This window comes from Arthrobacter sp. TJ-178 (assembly GCF_058269275.1).
In genome coordinates this window covers 149,621-166,356 of the sequence record NZ_JBZCNK010000004.1, presented here as the reverse complement: position 1 = coordinate 166,356, position 16,736 = coordinate 149,621, and the positions used below count along the sequence as shown (strand labels likewise).

Below are 16,736 nucleotides of genomic sequence, written 5' to 3'. Positions count from 1 at the left end.
CCATGACACTCACATTAGGCATGGTCACGATCAACACCACAGACGCCGAACCGCTCGCTCGCTGGTGGGCTGAGCAGACCAATGCGGAGATCACCCAGACCAACGGGGGTTGGTTCGTGGTCCTCGAGGGCGGTGGGCTGCCAGTCACGCTGGCTTTCCAGAAGGTTGACGACCAGTCCGTCGCAAAGAACAGTATCCATCTCGATCTGGCTGCTCCCGACCTCGACGCCGAGGTCGATCGCTTGCTCACCGCCGGGGCGACCCTCGTCGAGCGCCGGGGCGAGAAAGACTTTCGCTGGGTCACGCTCGCTGACCCTCAAGGCAACGAGTTCGACGTAGCCGAGCACACCTGAGCGCTGACATAGGCCCCGCACCCTTCCTCGATCCTTCTTATAAGCGGATCCTCATTCGACCCAAAACACCGAGGGGCAGCTCTTCATTACCGATCAGAATCGAGCTGTTTGGTGAACATCAGGGTCGTGTTGTCGTCCAGAGCCACGGTTTGACCGGCTGAGACCGGCTGGTTTGCATGCATCACACCTCGCCCGTCCGGCAGGTAGCCGCGGCGTACATAGATTCGCTGGGCCGCTCCGTAGTCCGCATACAGCCCGACGCCGAGGCCGACCGTGGGCGAGCGTCGCGCCGCTATGCGCTCGAGAAAATCGAGTAAGTTCGTCGCGATCCCTAACCTGCGGTAGCGCGGGAGCACGTTGAGATCGGAGACCTCTGGTATGCGCTGCTCGGTAAACGGTGGATACTTCGACTGCCACGCGAGGGTCACATAACCGGCAACGTCACCACTCACCTCTGCGAGCACGGCGTAACGGGTCTGTGAAACATGTTCCTGGAGGTACCGCTCGAACAACGTGATCGGCTTTCCCCAGCCAACAGCCGTGAACGCTGCATGCAGTCTGGGTGGATCACCTGGGTTGAAGGGACGGATCACGATTCTGCTCATATCCGCAATCATCGCAGTTCTACTCTTACTAACAGATCCCTTTGCTGACAGACCCAGTTTCCGATGACCCACCGGCTTGCGGGCGCCGGTCGAGGACGTTCCTTCAAGCACTGCAGCACTGAGTTGTGTCGACGACGGGAACAAGGAGCAGCTGGCGGCACCTGCAAGAGGGTTCTTGAGTGGGCATTGGCTAGCATGGGAATCGACTGAGGGGGGGGGCTGTGCGCGAATTGAGGGGAATTAACCCATTGTTTTGGTTCGCCAACATGATCGTTGCACTTGTCTTTGCCGCAGCTTTCTGGCTGTACGGGGCCTTTTCTGGTGGGTTGAACAATGCGGAGACATGTACGGCCCGTGGCCAAACGTGGGACAGAGAATATCGGCGTTCGAACTGGGAGGAGGCGGGACGGTATTTTCCATTGCACAATAAATGCAACGCTGACTACGACCTAATTCCGTTCTGGATAAACCCGGCGGTGGCATTCCTAACCCTGCTCGCCTTAGCGTTCGCCGCTGCGTGCCTCGTCAGCCTGACTCTGCGGCTAAGGAGGAGGAGACCACGGACGTAGAGGGAATAGTCAGAAGCAGCGTGCAGGCTCTCAGCCAAGGGATCCGAACGTCGAGGGATCCGACAACGCGTCCGCACGAGGACCGGCTTGCGGGATGCCCGATGAGGAGTCTTTCTCGGGCTGCGTCGACGAGTTCGGATGTCGTCGAGTCGTGGCATCATGCTGAACATGAGGCCTCCGGAAAAGCGGTTTATGTGGTTCCTTTGTGGGGGAGTTGCTGCCCTGTTCCTCGTTATGCTCTTTCTCATCACGAGTGGTGTTTTGGGCTATGTTTTTGATCCTTAGAGAATTGGCGGCACCACGAACATGAACCGACAGTCTAATGAAACCGGGGCGGTCTAGGTCTTCGATGCGTAGGCAAGCCGATCCCTCAGAGCGAAACGCGCAGCGCGCGCTTGATGGAAGGCCAAAGCGTGTCCAGCCTGGCAGTCCAGGGATCTGCCATGAGGCCCGCAGTCAGCCGTCGTTCGGCCACCTCCGGTAGCACCCACTCGGCGGCTGTGACTTCGCTGTGCTGCAGAGTCAGCCGCGGATTCGACCTCACACGCGCGACATAGAAGTCGAGAAGAGCTGATGTCTCGACAAACCGACCAATTGGTGTCAGCGCGGATGGCTCCACATGCAGACCCGATTCCTCCCGCAGTTCCCGGCTCGCTGCATCCGCGCCCGATTCACCAGCCAGAGCACTTCCACCCGGGAACTCCCAACTAAATGGGAACTCCTTATTGGCCGCACGCTGGGTCAGCAGAACTGCCCCGTCCTCACGCTGTACACAGACCGCGACAACCAGGTGAAAGCATCCGGACGGCCACCCCTCAGCACCCCTGCGAAAGATCTCGCCGGTTCGCGTTCCCTCGGTGTCCAAGATGTCCCACCACTCGTCGTCGATGCCCATCGCGTCATTGTGCCATTCTGGACGACCGGTCGGGGAAACGTTTCGGAGGTCCTCATCCCAGGTCTCGCGGGCGGGGTGGGGTCATATTGGTGCCGGACGGAAGTTACTGATGAGGAAGCTCTTCCACGAGGTACCGGTTCCTCGTTTCGATGAGCTTCTTCAGATATCGGGCGAGCACAAGCTTCTCGACGACTCGGCCCAGCGCGCCCAGAGGGGCCTCGAACTCGATCCGGTCCGTCATGGTTGCGATTGCGCCGATCTGACTGAATTCGTGAACGTGCCGAAATCGCCGAAACGGACCTTTGATCTGTTGATCCACGAAGTAGTTCGGCGCTTTCATCTCGGTGATTTGGCTTGTCATGCGCAGCGGGATGCCGAAGTGCCACGCTCGCCATGTCACCTGCTCTCCCAGGGCAATCAGGCCGGTAGTGGCGCCCGCAACAGCTTTCTCCCGTGATTGGGCCATGGAACTCACGTGCGCATCAATGCATCGGGCACGGTCAAACAGCTCTAACTGGGATGTGCACGCTTGAGTGGTGCACTCGAAATAGACAGCCATCTCCCCAGTGTCGCAGTCCACCCCATATTGCTCACCTTGGCATGATTACGAGCGCCGTCATGCTGATGCAGTGAAGGTGAGTTGCTGTGGACTCTTACCCCCTTAGGCAGAAATACGCCATGCCGAGTACGCCTCGGTAGCCTTCTTCATATGCAGCGCGCTGTTCCTCATACTGCCGGCGGACCTGCCCTGCGTCGGGGTGGTCGGCATCATGAGCTTCCAGCCAACGGGTAAACCTGTCGCGATATCCGGCCTCGAAGACGTCCCACTCCTGAATGCTTGCAAGGTCGTCCTCCACCACCTCGAATCCAGCGGCGTAGATCTGTTCGCGTAACGCATCTGCTGTCAGGTACTCGTCATCACGTCCAGCCAGAGGGGCGGTAGCAGCCGGATGAGGTGCGGCTGACCAGATTGCCTCGCCGTAGACGAGTCGGCCGCCGGGGAGCACCAGAGCTCGAAGGGCGCGCAGAGCTGCGGCGTAGTCGAGCGGCTGCGCGTCCTCTACCGGCGGCCCCCAGATCTGGCTCGCGCCGATGCAGATGACAGCCTCTGCGGGGCGATCTTGGGCTTCTGCCCCAAGCATCGAATCAAACGTCACTCTGTTGTGCAACCCACGAGCCAATGCCTGTTGCCTTGCCCGGTCGATGGACGCGGAAGCACTGTCCACTCCGCGTCCCCGTGCCTGCGGGGCCGAGGTCAAAACGCGAAGCAGCAGTTCGCCCCATCCGCACCCCATGTCCAGAACCTCGGCCGGTGCCGGGTCGGACAGGAACGCCACAAGGTGTGCGGCACGTTCCTCGGAAAGCGGGGTGAGCCAGGTCAGGGACTCATACAGGGGCGGCAATTCGAGCGAAGCGTCGTCGGTCACTCAGTGATGTTCTCACGCATAGAAGCGACTGCTGGGGATATCCGCTCGTCCGGCGATTGATCACCTAACGCGACATGGCGCCGCATAACGCTCATCTTGATGGTTTCGGTCAATGATGGAAGCTTTTAGAATCCTTCATCCGTGACGCGCAGCGGTCTCAGCGGCCAGGACGGAATCCGCGATCTGCCGTGCGGCTTGGTTCGCTGTGATGTGCGTGTTGTCGATGACCTCGGCTGCATCGTGCAGCCAGGTACTAGCCGCCTCGGCGTATGGCTCTACGTACGCGAAACGGAATGTCGAGGGGCCGAGAACCCTGTCATTCTGTATGCGGTCGCGGAGCGTTGCCTGGTCGGCGTGGAGCACGAAGTGCCGGATCGGTATGCCGTGCTCTGCCAGGCCACCGCTGATCTCCCGCCAGTAGCGTTCGACCAGGACGGTCATCGGCATCACAAGCGTTCCTCCGGTGTAGTCGAGCACACGCCGAGCGGTTTCGACGACGAGGGCCCGCCACGGATCCCAGTGCTGGAAGTTATCCGTGGCAGGAAGTCCCGGTTTGATGTCCATAAGCACCTCACCGACCTTCTCAACGTCGAGGGCACGGGAGTGAGGCAGCATTTGCTGCAGGAACACGCTCGTTGTTGTCTTTCCCGCTCCGTGGGTGCCGTTGAGCCAAATGATCATGGAGCGAACTCTAGTGCCAGCCTGATGCGTAGACTCGTACGTACCAGGGCAGCTTCCCGGTGCCAGTCCGCAGCAGCCGGTCAGGCCTGACAAGGAGGTCTTCAACGTGCAGGACAAGCGATGACGCTCTCCGGGGCACGGCTGCAGCAGATTGCCCGCCAAACAGCGGCCTCGCTTGACGATGTGAGCCACGGACGTCCGTTCACCCCGCATCTGGACGTGTGGAAAGCGCGGGACAAGGTCTTCCTCATCATCACCGGCGGCCGTAACCCGGGGCACTCGTGAACGACACGCCATCCCTGTTCGACGTCGATGACCTCTCACGGCCCCTGGCCGACCGGCTTCGGCCCCGCACCCTGCGCGACGTCGTCGGGCAGGACCATCTGCTCGCACCGGATGCACCGATCGGCCGGATGGTGGAGGCGCACCGGTTGGCATCGATGGTGTTGTGGGGTCCGCCGGGGTGCGGGAAGACCACGGTCGCCAGGCTCCTCGCAGAGCAGACCGATCTCGCGTTCGAACCGCTCTCCGCCACCTTCTCCGGTGTTGCTGACCTCCGGAAGGTGTTCTCCGCGGCGCAGCGCCGCCGTGAGATCGGTCAGGGCACGATGCTGTTCGTCGATGAGATCCACCGGTTCAACCGCGCCCAGCAGGACTCGTTCCTGCCTTACGTCGAGGACGGCACCATTGTCCTCGTCGGCGCGACGACGGAGAACCCGAGCTTTGAGCTCAACGGGGCGCTCCTTTCCCGAACCCAGGTCTTCGTGTTGAAACGCCTCGACGACGGCGCGCTGGAGACCCTCATCGCCCGTGCCGAGGACCTCATCGGCGCACGGCTGCCGCTCACGGATGATGCACGGCAGGCGCTGGTTGCGATGGCGGACGGTGACGGCCGGTATCTGCTGAACATGATCGAGCAGGTCCATGCCCTTCCGGCGCCCGTGGACGCTGCAGCGCTTGCTGCGGCGGTGCAGAAACGGGCACCGCTATATGACAAGGGGCAGGAAGGTCACTACAACCTGATCTCCGCGCTGCACAAGACCATGCGCGGCTCGGACCCGGACGCGGCACTGTACTGGCTGGCGCGGATGCTCGACGGCGGGGAGGACCCCCTGTTCATCGCCCGCCGCATCACCCGGTTCGCAAACGAAGATATCGGCATGGCCGACCCTCAGGCCGTGCAACAGGCCCTCGCAGCCTGGGACGTGTACGAGCGCCTCGGCTCGCCCGAAGGCGAACTCGCCATCGCGCAAGCCGTCGTCTACCTCGCGACTGCGCCGAAGTCCATCGGGGTGTACCGCGCATTCAGCAAGGCGCGCGCCGCAGCGAAACGAACCGGGTCACTGATGCCGCCGGCGCACATCCTGAATGCCCCGACCCGGCTGATGAAAGACCTCGGTTACGGCGATGGCTACCAGTACGATCCCGACACCGACACCGGATTCTCCGGTGCGAACTATTTCCCCGACGGCATGCCCAGGGAAATCTTCTACCAGCCCACCGCGCGCGGATACGAGCGGGCGATTGCTGAACGGCTGGCCCACTGGGCGCGGCTCCGGGCAGCGGCATCCGGATCCTCTGAAGCAGATCCGCCCGGCACCTCTGCAAAGGGACCAGACGCATGAGCGGTGCTTCAGTCGACCCGGTGTCCGCCCGTCACTCGTAGGTGCAGAAACTCAGTGCACCGGTTTGGGCCCTGCTTCGCCTTGGCCGTCAACCCGGTCCGCTGTTTTGTGAAGAATGAACAGGCCTCCGTACGAGGGCTGATCGGACCGCTGCTGGTCGGTGTCCGTGTATTCGTTGAGCACCGAGTAGACCCGGGTGACGAGTTCCTCGGCGTCTCGTGGGGAGAGGTGCAGGACGAAGCGTGAAAGGTTGGCGAGTGCGTCCGGACCTGATTCGGTCAATTCCTCGCGCAACGCGTCCAACGGAGCAAGGGGTGCTTCCGGGCCGGCATCATGCAGTGCCGTATCCAGGTTCCATGTCTCTTTGTGGGCGGCATAATGGTTGTGCTGTGGAACGTCATCACAGTCTCGCTGCGTCAACGTATCACCCCAAACCGACTACTCGGCAGAGTCAATAGTGCTTACCGTCTCTTAGCCTGGGGAACCATGCCCATCGGTGCAGCAGCCGGGGGAGTGCTGTCCCAATGGTTTGGCCTTCATGCCATGTTCGGCATCATGGGACTACTCACCCTCGCGCTGTTGGTGATGATGCCGCTCCTCACGGACAAAGCCATCACCGCCGCTGAGGCGGACCACGACTAAACCGAAGCTGACTCTTATCGTCCGCCGGAAACAACAAGCGGGTGAAAACCCTGGTGCGGTTGAGGAAACCTCCCGTGACACGAACCGCGTTAATTGGCGGTTATGCTCACCTCTCGGCCGAGGATCATGGTGATCAGATCCTCTAATGTTCCGTGGCACTTTTCCACTTCAGGGAGGTGGTAAAACGTGCTGGTGGCCCCGGGATTGTCGATGACTTCGGCCGGGGAATGCAGGATTATCCTTCTGCCTTGAGCGATCGCGATGCCAAGCTCGACATGCGTGCCCTTTCCGCCCGGAAGGAGGACCACGACGACGTCGGCGCCAATCACTGCATCCCGCTCATGCTGACCGATGGAGCGCAGATCATCGAGGGTGACGGTACTCCCATCGAGCGCGGACGCGTTCTGGGTCCAGTCGTACGTGTTGACGTAGCCCTTGCTTTCCAGGGTTTGCGCGATGTACCGGACGTTGACGATATTCCTGAAACTCGACGCAACATAGAATCTTTGCAACTTCTGCCTCCTGGTGGGAATTGCGACCATTGTTCCTCACTGAGCTGGCCCCGCAACGGCGAAGGCCCCGCTTCGCTGCGAATTGACAGGGAAGCAGGGCCTTCTGGGGATTGGACGTGAACCAATCGTTGATGCTCAGTCCTTAGGGCTGGTTGTAACGCGTTCGCACGAAGAACAAGCCCACCAGGGAAATCACGGCGATGGCCATATAGTACAAACCCGGTGCGCTCAGCGACCCGGTGATATTCAACAGCCAGGTCAGCACCAGCGGAGCAATACCACCCAGCAGCGTCACTCCAACGTTGTAGGTGATGGCCAGCCCGGTTCCTCGAATTGCTGCCGGGAACAGCGAGGAGAGCAAAGCAGGAAGCGGTCCAAAGTAGAACGCCATAATCACGCCAAGCAGGCCGATGACGATCACAAGTGTTGGAACTGTTGGGTTGGTGACCAGGAGCTGGAACAGCGGCCAAGCAAGGAGCAGCGCACCGACGGCCGCATAGGTCATCACCTTTGCGGGTCCCACCCGGTCCGCCAGATGGCCGACAAAGGGCACGCCCACGAGGGTGACAAGACCGGCAACCACGCCGCCGAGGAATGCCGCGGTTGCGGGGATTTCCAAGTTCGTCACGGCAAACGTCGGCATGTAGAGAATCATGTAAACGGAGATCGTCGCAACACCGATGACCGCAGCACCGGCAAGCAGGCGCCCATAATGATCGACGATCAGTGTCTTCACCGGAGAGGAAACCTTTTCACTGTGTATGAAATCCTCGGTTTCCGAGAGCCTGGCGCGGATGTAGAGTCCCACCGGGCCAATGAGCAGGCCGACGAAGAACGGCACACGCCAGCCCCAGCTGTTCAGCGCCTCTTCGGAGAGCCCTTCGGTCAGCGCGAAGCCAAAGCCTGAGGCCAGCACCATCGAGGCGCCCTGGCTTGCCACCTGCCAGGAGGAATAAAACGCTTTCTTATGCGGTGCCGTCTCAATCAGAAATGCAGTTGCCGTGCCAAATTCGCCACCGGCGGAGAAGCCCTGGATGAGGCGTGAGAGCAGGATAATGACCCCGCCCCACATGCCAACCATTGCGTAGGTGGGTGCCACGGCCATGATCAGCGTGCCGACCATCATCAGCATCAAGGTCAGTGTCAGCGCGCTCTTGCGTCCCTTGCGGTCCGCGTAGCTGCCCAGCACCATGCCGCCCAGCGGGCGGACGAGGTAGGAAATGGCAAAGGTGGCAAAGGTGAGGATCAGTGCGAACGCGGGGTCCGAATCCGGGTAGAAGTTTTTGGCAATGACGGTTGCGAAGGTTGCGTAAACGATGATGTCGAACCACTCAAGGGCGGCACCAATCGAGCTGCTGATCACCGCCTTCTTCGCGTCTTGAAATTGCTTCGGGGTAATCGTTGCTGTTGCGCTCATAAGGTGCTCCTGGCGGGCGTAAGGGCTGCAGACTAGGCGGTGAGTGATGCCACAAGGTTGTCGATGAATGATTCGCACGCGGCGATCTGTTCCAGATCGATAAATTCATTAGGTGCATGCGCCTGGGCAATGTCGCCGGGGCCGCAGACAACCGTGGGAATGCCCGCGTTGAAGAACAGTCCCGCCTCGGTGCCGTACGTTGCCTTGTCCGGGCTCGGCGTTCCACCAAGTTCGGCCGCCATCGAGACAATCGCGGCCTCGGCGGGGGTATCGAGCCCGGGGGTCTGGGCCAGCACTGCGAATTCAACGCGAGCTTCGGGGTTCTGGGCCTTCATGAGCGCTTCAATGCGCAGTGCTTCGGCACGGAAGTTTTCAATGAGCGCTACCGGGTCATCGGCACCGATGGAACGGAATTCAAAGTGAAGTGTGCATAATGCCGGGATCGTGTTTACCGCGATACCGCCCTGAATCTGGTTAACCGTGGTGGTGGTGTAAGGGACGATGAAGGCTTCATCAGAGGCACCGGCGCTGGCGAATTCCTTGGCCTTGGCATCTACAAATGCCGCAAAGTCGGCGGCGGCGGAAATTGCATTGACGCCCTGAGTGGTCAGTGAGGAATGTGCTGCAATACCGTGGAAATCCACCTTGATGACATTGACCGATTTGTGCCCCCGGACCACGCGCATGGATGTGGGCTCCCCGACGATGGCACCGCGCGGCTTCAGGCCATCGGCGGTGATGGCCGCTACCAAATCAACCGCTCCAATGCAGCCGACTTCCTCATCGTAGGAGAAGGCCAGGTGGATGGGTTCACTGAGTTTGGCCGCGACCATGGAGTCGAGCCTCGTCATCACCACGCCAATAAAGGCTTTCATGTCACAGGCACCCCGGGCATAAAGCTTGCCGTCGCGGATCTGAGGGGTGAACGGATCGGAGCTCCAGTCCTGTCCGTCGACCGGAACAACATCGGTGTGTCCGGAGAGCACAATTCCGCCGGTCCGCGTGCCGTCGCCTGCGGGAATGGTGGCCAGCAGATTTGCCTTCTGCCCGGTTGCATCGTGGATGAGCTTTGACTCGATGCCCAGCGCATTGAGGCGTTCACCCACGTAGTCGATCAGCGGGAGATTGCTGTCGCGGCTGACTGTTTCAAAATTGATCAGTTTGGTGATTTCTTCAAGCGCTGCATCGCTCGGTGTAGGTGACATGTTTTACTCCTGGTATTCATCGAGCAACTGCTCAGATGTCCGCATTTTCAGCGAACGGCTAGCCGAGAGTCTGTCATTATGGGCCATTCTTGTCACACTGTTTCCGGATTCGTGACGTCATACTGTCCCTGAGCGACACGAACTTTCCCATATATCCCACGCAGGTTAAGGTTTGTGGATCGACAGCGGTGATTCCCGCGATGCCGGTTCCAAGAATCCGCCGCCTTGCCTGGTGACTGTTCGATTGCCGGAGTAATTCAGTGGTGTTCAACCCAGCAGGCCAGAATGGTCGTGGAGAGCTGATAGGCCAGGGCGTTCCTGGTGATGCCGTCGGGCCCCAAAGTGGCGGGCAGCCCTGAGGCATCGACCTTGAGAACGAAGCTGTCTTTTTGGAAAACTGCGGATCCGTCGGCAGTTTCATAGGCCGGGAAGCCGAGGTTGGCGAGGCCCTCGATGGGCGTGGCATCACGGGCCAGAGCCTGCATCGCCTCAAAATAGGTCATTGCCATCGTCTGGTCGGGGGCTTCCTGGACGGAGATTTCCAGTGCCCCCTCCTGCAGATGGTAGGTGCAGGTGAAAGTGTCATCGACCCAGTCGTTGACGGTGTGCGGGTCCTGCTCCAGATCCAATATGGAGGTGAGTCTTTCCATGGGCTGATCTCCGCAGACCATCAGCGCGGCGTCACTGGGACCGTCGACTGTGGGGGATGCCGGGGCTGGGGAGCCTTGGTGATGGCCGTCCCCGTGTCCGGGGTCAGCGGCAGCCGAGGCGGTTGCCGAACTTGCGGCGGGGGCATTTTCAACGTTGGTTCCGGCAGCCGGCGCACAGCCGAAGAGGAGCAATGATGCGAAGGCCAGGGATGGCAGCGTGAGGGACCGATTGTTCATTTTCCTGTCCATTCCTGCCTGCTTTGCGCGTTCCAAAAGAGAGAAGCGTTTAGTCGTCAGGCTTTTAATTTGGCGTAGATGACGTAGTTATCGTCGAAGAGTCCGGTGTCGGGGTCATAGCCGTCACAAGTGATAAGCCGCAGCTCGGCTCCCGGAGTATTGCCGTAAACCTCAAGGGTGGGGAATTCATTCTTGCTGTAGAGGGCACCGCGCTCCACGGTAAATACTGCGATGCTCCCGTCGGCTCGATAAACATCGATTTCGGTGCCGGGCGTGAGCTTTCTGAGATCTGCAAAGACTCCCGTATTCCCGCCGAGCGCATTCACATGACCCAACATCACGGACGGGCCGCGTTCTCCCGGGGTTGGGGAACCGTTGTACCAACTCGCAGGTGCTCCATTGCCGGTGTCCTCCGGGACCTCCAGAGAACCGTTATCGCGCAACCCAAGATGGAGAAGATCCGTCCGGACCCCGATCGAAGGAATACTCAGGGTTACCGGAGCGGACTCACTCAGCACCGGAAATTGTTCCTCCCCCGGGACGCTCGAAGTGACAGACGGCGGGGCGGAAGGTGCCTGCGATGGGGCCGCGTTGCTCGCTTCCGCCGAAGCTGAAGCGGGAGCAGAAGGTGAGGGGCCGGCGTCGACCGTTCCGGAGGCGCATCCGGCCAGCGACAGCAGGAGCAGAATCCCGCACGCCGCGGATGCCAGAGGGCCTCCGCGGCGTCCGGGCTTCTTGGTGGTCATCGTATGGACCCAGTCAGCCCGGACTTAGGCTGCTGTGCCGGTGCTGCGCCGGCGAACGACATAGGCTCCGCCTGCGAGGGCTACGAGGGCCAGGCCGCCGCCGAGGGCGAGGGCTCCGGCGTCGCTACTCGTTTCCTGGGCGACACCGGTGTCAGCGCCGCCTGAGGGCATCTCCATCTGCCCTGCCGTCAGCGTCCCGCACAGGGCCGGAGATGTGGCGGCCAGGGGAAGTGTGGGAGCCAGATCGCTCATAGCTGCCTGGCCCGCGGGACTCAGGGTTGCCGGATCAAGTCCGTGGACGACGACGACGGCAGTGCCTTCCTCCAAAGAGGCCCTGGTTGCGGCGTCAATGTCGAATGTGCGGTCAACCGTGTAGGCGCCGCCTTGCCCGCCGACCTTGAGGTCAAGTCCGGCGGCGGGACTGGTGTCACCACTGGTGGACAAGGTGGTGAGGATGTCTCCGTAGAACGGAGCACCTTCAGTAGTTGAGATGACGTCGTCGCCGTCTTTGTCTGCCGCAGGTGCAGGGCACAGGCCCTGGGATCCGCCGTGGATGTGCTGGACGTGGGGATACGGGGCATCCATAAAGGTCTCGGGCATCCCCGAAACGTTCAGGACAACGTGGGCCTGGTTGCCCGTAACGTCAACAGTGATGTTGCCGGAGCCCGTGCTGCCGTTGAGCTGACCCAGGGTGGACTGGTAGTGGTCGGCGCCGTCATGAGCCATGGCGGGGGAGCCCGAAAGGGCGAGGGCAGCCAAAGCCAGGGTGGGAACCGCCATAAGCCGAAGTGACTTATTCATGGAAAATCTCCTAATTCAGGGGCGTGTGATGCTGGTGCCCCGGAAAAGGGGACATCCATGCTTCGGAACCACGCCTGAAAAGGATGGGTGCAAATATGATGCAAACCACAAATGCTCCTGAGGGGCTCCTTGTCCGGGAGGGGGCGGCAAGGGAAAGTGGAGGCGCTGACCCGGCCGGGCCTTGGGCGACGAGTAGCATTACTGCCAATAACCAGCAAGGGAAAGGGCTTTGTGTAATGCAGAACTATGTTGTTTTACAGGTAATCCTCAAAGAAAAACTGTTGGGAGCTGGGTCGGGAAACCTGACCTCCTTAGAGCAGGCCATCAATGATCAGGCTGCGAAGGGTTATCGGCTCCACACCATTACCACCGCGAGCAGCGGGAGCAAGGGATTCGGCGGCGGGGACCGCATTCAGGCGACGATGGTGTTCGAGAGCCTCAGCTACTCTCATGCCGGGAGCTAGCAGCAGCCTTTTCTGCGCATCTCTGGTACGCAGGCTCAGGTGGAGGTCACAATTTGCCGCAGAGCGGTGACAACCTGCTGGACCGCAGTCCTGTGGAGGGCTTCCGGGCGACAGAGGAGGTCTACGTGTCTGGCGAGCGGCAGATCGTGGATCGGTTTGAGAAGCACGCCGCTGCCCGGAGGCGGGGCTGCGGTCCGGCGGGGCATCAGCGCGATGGCAGGGCCGGCGGCGACGATCGCGGCTGCGATGAAGAATTCATTGATCCGGTGCGTGATGTTGAGGGGCCGCCCCGCGTGAACGGCAATAGCCTCCAAAGCCGGCATGAGCGGAAATCCGTCCTGGACTGACACCCAGTCTTCATCGACAAGGTCAGTGACGCTGACGCTTGGTGCCCCGGCGAGCCGGTGCCGGTCCGACATGGCGACGTCCAGGGGCTCCCGCAGCAGCGGGAGGACGCTGATTGATTCGGGCCAGGGTTTGCTGTGCTCAAGGCGGTGTGCGATGACCAGGTCGTAGTCGGCAGCCAGGGCGGGGAAGCCCTCCTGCCCCACGTCGCGGTCATAGCAGATCAGCCGCGGATTTCCTTCTTCGGACAAGGCTTGAAGCAGGGGGCGGAAATAGGTGAGACCCGCGCTGTTGAACGCGGAGATGCTGACGGTTGCACGGGGGTCCTGCAGATAACGGGCTACGGCCTGCTCGGCGGAGCTCATGGCAACGCTGATTTCCACCGCCGCCCGAGCCAAGGCCTGACCGGCCTCCGTGAGGACCAGGTTCCGTCCCCGCCGTTCGGTCAGGGGAACCTCGACGCGACGCTGCAACGATGTGAGCTGCTGGGATACAGCCGACGCCGAGACGTGGAACGCACGGGCGACGGCGGCGAGACTGCCTCGCTCACCCAACTCCCTCAGTAATCGCAGCTGATGTAGATCCATAAGGTAAAGCTAAACCAATATTTCAGAATGTGCCCTCTTGTCTTACGAATCTACTGCTATGAGACTCGAGTGGTGCCTTCTTTCATACTGAATCCAGCAGCGAGCGTACGCGGTGAACGACGACGCCGGATGTTCTCACTTTTTGCTGCGCGCAAAGTAGACCTGTTGCTGCTCCTGGTCGCTATCGTGTGGGGCAGCAGCTATCTGGCGGCAAAAACCCTCACCGACACGGTTGGCGTGACCGTCCTCCTCTCGCTGCGTTTCCTGATCACCACCCTGGCACTGGTGGTGATCTGGCTGATCTGGAACCGCCGCCGGATGACGCGCCGCGAAGCTGCAGTCGGCGTCGTTCTGGGCTTTACCCAGGCGGCAGTGCTCATCCTCGAAACTCACGGGATTGCGGGCACCAGCGCTACCAACGCCGGACTGATCATCAGCCTCGTCATCGTTTTCACTCCCGTTACCGAGAGCATTGCCTTTCGGGTGAAGGTGCCGCGCACGGTCTTCGTTGCCGGCGTCATCGCGGTGGTAGGGGTCTGCCTACTCGTCTCCGGCCGCGGGTTCGCTGCACCCGGTCTTGGGGACATGCTCGTACTTGCTGCAGCTGTCGTGCGCTCCATCCACGTCACCGCAGTCTCAGCTCTCACCCGGGGGCGCGGTTACAGTGCGCTGAATCTGACCGTAGCTCAAAGTGCGGTCTGCGCCTTCGTCTATACCGTTGCCGATTATCAAGGCGTGCTCCGGGCAGTGCAGGGCTTCGACGTACAAGAATGGATGGGCGTGCTCTACCTCGGGCTGGCGTGCAGTGTCTTCGCGTTCCTGGTCCAGACGTGGGCCATCCAACAAACATCGGGATCCAGGGCCAGCCTCCTCATGGGAACGGAACCCATCTGGGCCGTCCTCATAGGAATCACCATTGGCCGGGAGTCCCTTGCGCTGCTGGGCTTGATCGGGGCAGCGCTCATCATCGCCGGCACGTATTTGGGGCTGAGGGCGGAAGCACGTCACCGAACCCGGCCGCGACTAGCTGAGGGCCCCGTCATTTAGCTGCAGGTGCCGGGAACGCCTGTGAATTCCCCTGGCACAGAATGCAATCAGACCAGCAGACCCCAGGCCGGGAGCCTGAGAAGCCAGCCGCCGGCCCATAGGCCCAGATCCAGTAGTGCCAGGACCAGGACCAGGAGCAGGACCAGGAGCAGTGCGCAGGGAAGCAGGAATGCCACGGCCTGACGCAGCGGCGGAAGCTGCCCGAGCAGACCAACCTTGTGCTGACTGCCTCGTGTGTCCTGCAGTTCCAGCGTTCCCGCCGGCAGAAGACGAATATCGAGAGCCTTAGGGTATAGCCATGACGGTCCGTGTAGATGAAGCCCGAGCAAGCTCTTCCATCCTCGACGGGTTGGACGAGGCCAATGTGCGGATGCTTTTGGATAATGCTGATGAGGCAGGCATCGGCATTGGCGGAACAACCAAGACATTGCGCATTGGTGAAACCACCGTCTTCGTGAAACAGCTGCCATTGACAAGCATCGAAGAAGCGGATCCGACAGCCACCATGAGCCGGCTCCAGCTTCCCTTCGTGTCCCACTACGGGATAGGAAGCCCTACCCATGCGGTTGGGCGGGAGCTGGCAGCGCATCAGGTGACGTCCGAGTGGGTTCGGTTCGGCGTCGTGGATTTCTTTCCGCTCCTGCTCGGCTGGCGAGTCATTGACTCAAAATGCGAGGCTGACCTTAGCGAATTCGACGGCGATGCTGTTCCCCGCCGATGGGGACTCCATTGGCTTCAGGTCGAAAGCAAGCTCACCGCGATGAAGAACGCCCCCAAAAGCATGGTGTTATTCCTTGAGTACGTGCCCGAGACACTGGGTGCCTGGATTCGGAGGAGTCTGGCCGAGGGCACCGGGGCGACTGTCTTTCCCGAAGTTGTCGACCAGCTCCTGAAAGCTACAGCATGGATGAACAGTCAGGGGTTCCAGCACTTTGACGTGCACCCGGGGAACATCCTCGTCCGGGATGGCAGACTCCTCTTCACTGACTTCGGATTGGCGCTCCACCGCGAGTTCGACCTCACTGCGGAGGAAGCAGCATCCATGCCCACCCATGACGGCTTCGACCGTGATTCGGGCCTGATGCACCTGTTCCACTGGACCTTGTTTGAACTTGGCTATACCTCAGGCCTGGAGCGACTGGACTTGTTGCGTGCTGCCGCCGCCGACGCAACCACGCCGGCTTTGCATCCGGTTCGAGCCGCACTTGGAGACGGTGCTGACCTCATTGCGGAATATGCGGGTATCGCTGTCTCTATGACCGAGATGTTCGACGCCCTCATGCAGGATGTTCTGGCAACACGATACCGGCGCACGTAGGTCTTTCACCCGAGGGGATTCACCCGCCTTCCGGTTTGAAAGTGCTGCCTGACAGCGGAGCGCGTGCGTACCATCCTGGTTCTTTTTCCCGCAGCAGCGCGGTTCGGGCACGGTGACCGTCGGCCACTTCTGTTTGCAGTGCGACGGTTATGACGTCGAACGCGGCAACGGCATTGGCATTCCGGGCAGGGGCGGATGAGCGGAATGCTCGGAGGGGCACATCCCTTTCGTATGACTGGAACGCAATCTCGTACCTATGGCCCAGCTCGTCCGCCAACCACTCGGCCAACCGGTTGCCCTCAACCGTAAACCGGCGGGCTGCTTCAGTAGACACCCACTCCAAGTCATGAGTCATGGAATGGTAATAGGACTCTTCCCACGACCGGAGAGCACTGATGAGTTTCTGTGTCAGTCCCGAGTCTTCGTATCTGACGGGGCCGTCGAACCAGAGCACGGTCCCGACGTAGTCCGGGAACATGCGTACGGTCGGCGGGTGATCCGCTTCCGGAGTTGTCATGACAGGAGCGTACTGCAGCTTCTGAGCCCGGGGGACTGGGTCCTTCTCAGCTGATACCGGGTATGCCATGATGACCAGCAAAAACAAACGGGG

At 60.9% G+C, this 16,736-nt stretch carries 22 protein-coding genes; 7 read left to right on the top strand and 15 right to left on the bottom strand.

The annotated features are described in order from the left end of the window. Positions 1–2: 2 nt before the first annotated feature. The gene (locus tag AC4D2Q_RS12350) at positions 3–353 is read left to right on the top strand and encodes a VOC family protein (protein ID WP_490925750.1); all 351 of its coding nucleotides are present in this window, start codon (positions 3–5) and stop codon (positions 351–353) included. An 86-nt stretch (positions 354–439) separates the two neighbouring features. Here the strand turns inward: AC4D2Q_RS12350 and AC4D2Q_RS12345 are convergent, their stop codons facing one another. From AC4D2Q_RS12345 to AC4D2Q_RS12325, 5 genes are all read right to left on the bottom strand, one after another. Next, a complete protein-coding gene (locus tag AC4D2Q_RS12345; RefSeq protein ID WP_490946720.1) occupies positions 440–958 on the bottom strand; it encodes a GNAT family N-acetyltransferase in 519 nt (172 codons plus the stop codon). A gap of 939 nt (positions 959–1,897) precedes the next feature. Next, positions 1,898–2,422: an NUDIX hydrolase gene (locus AC4D2Q_RS12340; protein WP_490946719.1), complete on the bottom strand. Its 525-nt coding sequence runs from the start codon at positions 2,420–2,422 to the stop codon at positions 1,898–1,900. Between the two features lie 103 nt (positions 2,423–2,525). Further along, positions 2,526–2,981, bottom strand: a complete 456-nt coding sequence (locus tag AC4D2Q_RS12335) for an SRPBCC family protein (RefSeq protein ID WP_490946718.1) — start codon at positions 2,979–2,981, stop codon at positions 2,526–2,528. Positions 2,982–3,075: 94 nt separating this feature from the next. Further along, on the bottom strand, positions 3,076–3,849 hold the full coding sequence (locus AC4D2Q_RS12330) for an SAM-dependent methyltransferase (RefSeq protein WP_490946717.1): 774 nt from the start codon (positions 3,847–3,849) through the stop codon (positions 3,076–3,078). 135 nt (positions 3,850–3,984) lie between these two features. Continuing rightward, entirely contained in the window at positions 3,985–4,530 is a 546-nt protein-coding gene (locus AC4D2Q_RS12325) for an AAA family ATPase (RefSeq protein WP_490946716.1), read from the bottom strand. Positions 4,531–4,650: 120 nt separating this feature from the next. Between AC4D2Q_RS12325 and AC4D2Q_RS12320 the strand changes: the two genes are divergently transcribed. Both AC4D2Q_RS12320 and AC4D2Q_RS12315 read left to right on the top strand, forming a co-directional pair. Further along, positions 4,651–4,815 carry a hypothetical protein gene (locus AC4D2Q_RS12320; protein ID WP_490946715.1) on the top strand — a complete coding sequence of 55 codons (165 nt, stop codon included), beginning with the start codon at positions 4,651–4,653 and terminating at the stop codon, positions 4,813–4,815. After that, complete coding sequence (locus AC4D2Q_RS12315) at positions 4,812–6,155, top strand: replication-associated recombination protein A (RefSeq protein WP_490946714.1); 1,344 nt, start codon at positions 4,812–4,814, stop codon at positions 6,153–6,155. The genes AC4D2Q_RS12320 and AC4D2Q_RS12315 overlap by 4 nt, the downstream gene beginning before the upstream one ends. Before the next feature lie 51 nt (positions 6,156–6,206). Here AC4D2Q_RS12315 and AC4D2Q_RS12310 read toward each other — a convergent pair whose 3' ends face one another. Further along, entirely contained in the window at positions 6,207–6,575 is a 369-nt protein-coding gene (locus tag AC4D2Q_RS12310) for a hypothetical protein (RefSeq protein WP_490946713.1), read from the bottom strand. 66 nt (positions 6,576–6,641) lie between these two features. On the opposite strand from AC4D2Q_RS12310, the gene AC4D2Q_RS12305 reads away from it, so the two are divergent. Beyond that, positions 6,642–6,797, top strand: a complete 156-nt coding sequence (locus AC4D2Q_RS12305) for a hypothetical protein (RefSeq protein ID WP_490946712.1) — start codon at positions 6,642–6,644, stop codon at positions 6,795–6,797. A gap of 89 nt (positions 6,798–6,886) precedes the next feature. On the opposite strand, the gene AC4D2Q_RS12300 is transcribed toward AC4D2Q_RS12305, so the two are convergent. The 6 genes from AC4D2Q_RS12300 to AC4D2Q_RS12275 form a co-directional block, all read right to left on the bottom strand. After that, positions 6,887–7,339, bottom strand: a complete 453-nt coding sequence (locus AC4D2Q_RS12300) for a hypothetical protein (RefSeq protein ID WP_490925741.1) — start codon at positions 7,337–7,339, stop codon at positions 6,887–6,889. Positions 7,340–7,451: 112 nt separating this feature from the next. Then, complete coding sequence (locus AC4D2Q_RS12295; RefSeq protein ID WP_490946711.1) at positions 7,452–8,726, bottom strand: MFS transporter; 1,275 nt, start codon at positions 8,724–8,726, stop codon at positions 7,452–7,454. A gap of 32 nt (positions 8,727–8,758) precedes the next feature. Next, the gene (argE, locus tag AC4D2Q_RS12290; RefSeq protein WP_490946710.1) at positions 8,759–9,931 is read right to left on the bottom strand and encodes an acetylornithine deacetylase; all 1,173 of its coding nucleotides are present in this window, start codon (positions 9,929–9,931) and stop codon (positions 8,759–8,761) included. Between the two features lie 257 nt (positions 9,932–10,188). Beyond that, the gene (locus AC4D2Q_RS12285; RefSeq protein ID WP_490946709.1) at positions 10,189–10,818 is read right to left on the bottom strand and encodes a hypothetical protein; all 630 of its coding nucleotides are present in this window, start codon (positions 10,816–10,818) and stop codon (positions 10,189–10,191) included. A 56-nt stretch (positions 10,819–10,874) separates the two neighbouring features. Next, entirely contained in the window at positions 10,875–11,564 is a 690-nt protein-coding gene (locus tag AC4D2Q_RS12280) for a sortase domain-containing protein (protein ID WP_490946708.1), read from the bottom strand. Between the two features lie 24 nt (positions 11,565–11,588). After that, positions 11,589–12,365, bottom strand: a complete 777-nt coding sequence (locus tag AC4D2Q_RS12275) for a hypothetical protein (protein WP_490946706.1) — start codon at positions 12,363–12,365, stop codon at positions 11,589–11,591. A gap of 95 nt (positions 12,366–12,460) precedes the next feature. Here AC4D2Q_RS12275 and AC4D2Q_RS12270 point away from each other — a divergent pair, with 95 nt between their 5' ends. After that, positions 12,461–12,829 carry a DUF4177 domain-containing protein gene (locus AC4D2Q_RS12270; protein WP_490946705.1) on the top strand — a complete coding sequence of 123 codons (369 nt, stop codon included), beginning with the start codon at positions 12,461–12,463 and terminating at the stop codon, positions 12,827–12,829. Positions 12,830–12,864: 35 nt separating this feature from the next. On the opposite strand, the gene AC4D2Q_RS12265 is transcribed toward AC4D2Q_RS12270, so the two are convergent. Beyond that, positions 12,865–13,761: a LysR family transcriptional regulator gene (locus AC4D2Q_RS12265; RefSeq protein WP_490946704.1), complete on the bottom strand. Its 897-nt coding sequence runs from the start codon at positions 13,759–13,761 to the stop codon at positions 12,865–12,867. 72 nt (positions 13,762–13,833) lie between these two features. On the opposite strand from AC4D2Q_RS12265, the gene AC4D2Q_RS12260 reads away from it, so the two are divergent. Next, positions 13,834–14,808 (top strand): DMT family transporter, encoded by a 975-nt coding sequence (locus AC4D2Q_RS12260; RefSeq protein WP_490946702.1) that lies wholly within the window; start codon positions 13,834–13,836, stop codon positions 14,806–14,808. Between the two features lie 47 nt (positions 14,809–14,855). On the opposite strand, the gene AC4D2Q_RS12255 is transcribed toward AC4D2Q_RS12260, so the two are convergent. Next, the gene (locus tag AC4D2Q_RS12255; RefSeq protein ID WP_490946701.1) at positions 14,856–14,984 is read right to left on the bottom strand and encodes a hypothetical protein; all 129 of its coding nucleotides are present in this window, start codon (positions 14,982–14,984) and stop codon (positions 14,856–14,858) included. A 122-nt stretch (positions 14,985–15,106) separates the two neighbouring features. Here AC4D2Q_RS12255 and AC4D2Q_RS12250 point away from each other — a divergent pair, with 122 nt between their 5' ends. Then, the gene (locus AC4D2Q_RS12250; protein ID WP_490946700.1) at positions 15,107–16,126 is read left to right on the top strand and encodes a protein kinase domain-containing protein; all 1,020 of its coding nucleotides are present in this window, start codon (positions 15,107–15,109) and stop codon (positions 16,124–16,126) included. Positions 16,127–16,145: 19 nt separating this feature from the next. Here AC4D2Q_RS12250 and AC4D2Q_RS12245 read toward each other — a convergent pair whose 3' ends face one another. Next, positions 16,146–16,643 carry an immunity protein CdiI family protein gene (locus AC4D2Q_RS12245; protein WP_490946698.1) on the bottom strand — a complete coding sequence of 166 codons (498 nt, stop codon included), beginning with the start codon at positions 16,641–16,643 and terminating at the stop codon, positions 16,146–16,148. Positions 16,644–16,736 lie beyond the last annotated feature (93 nt).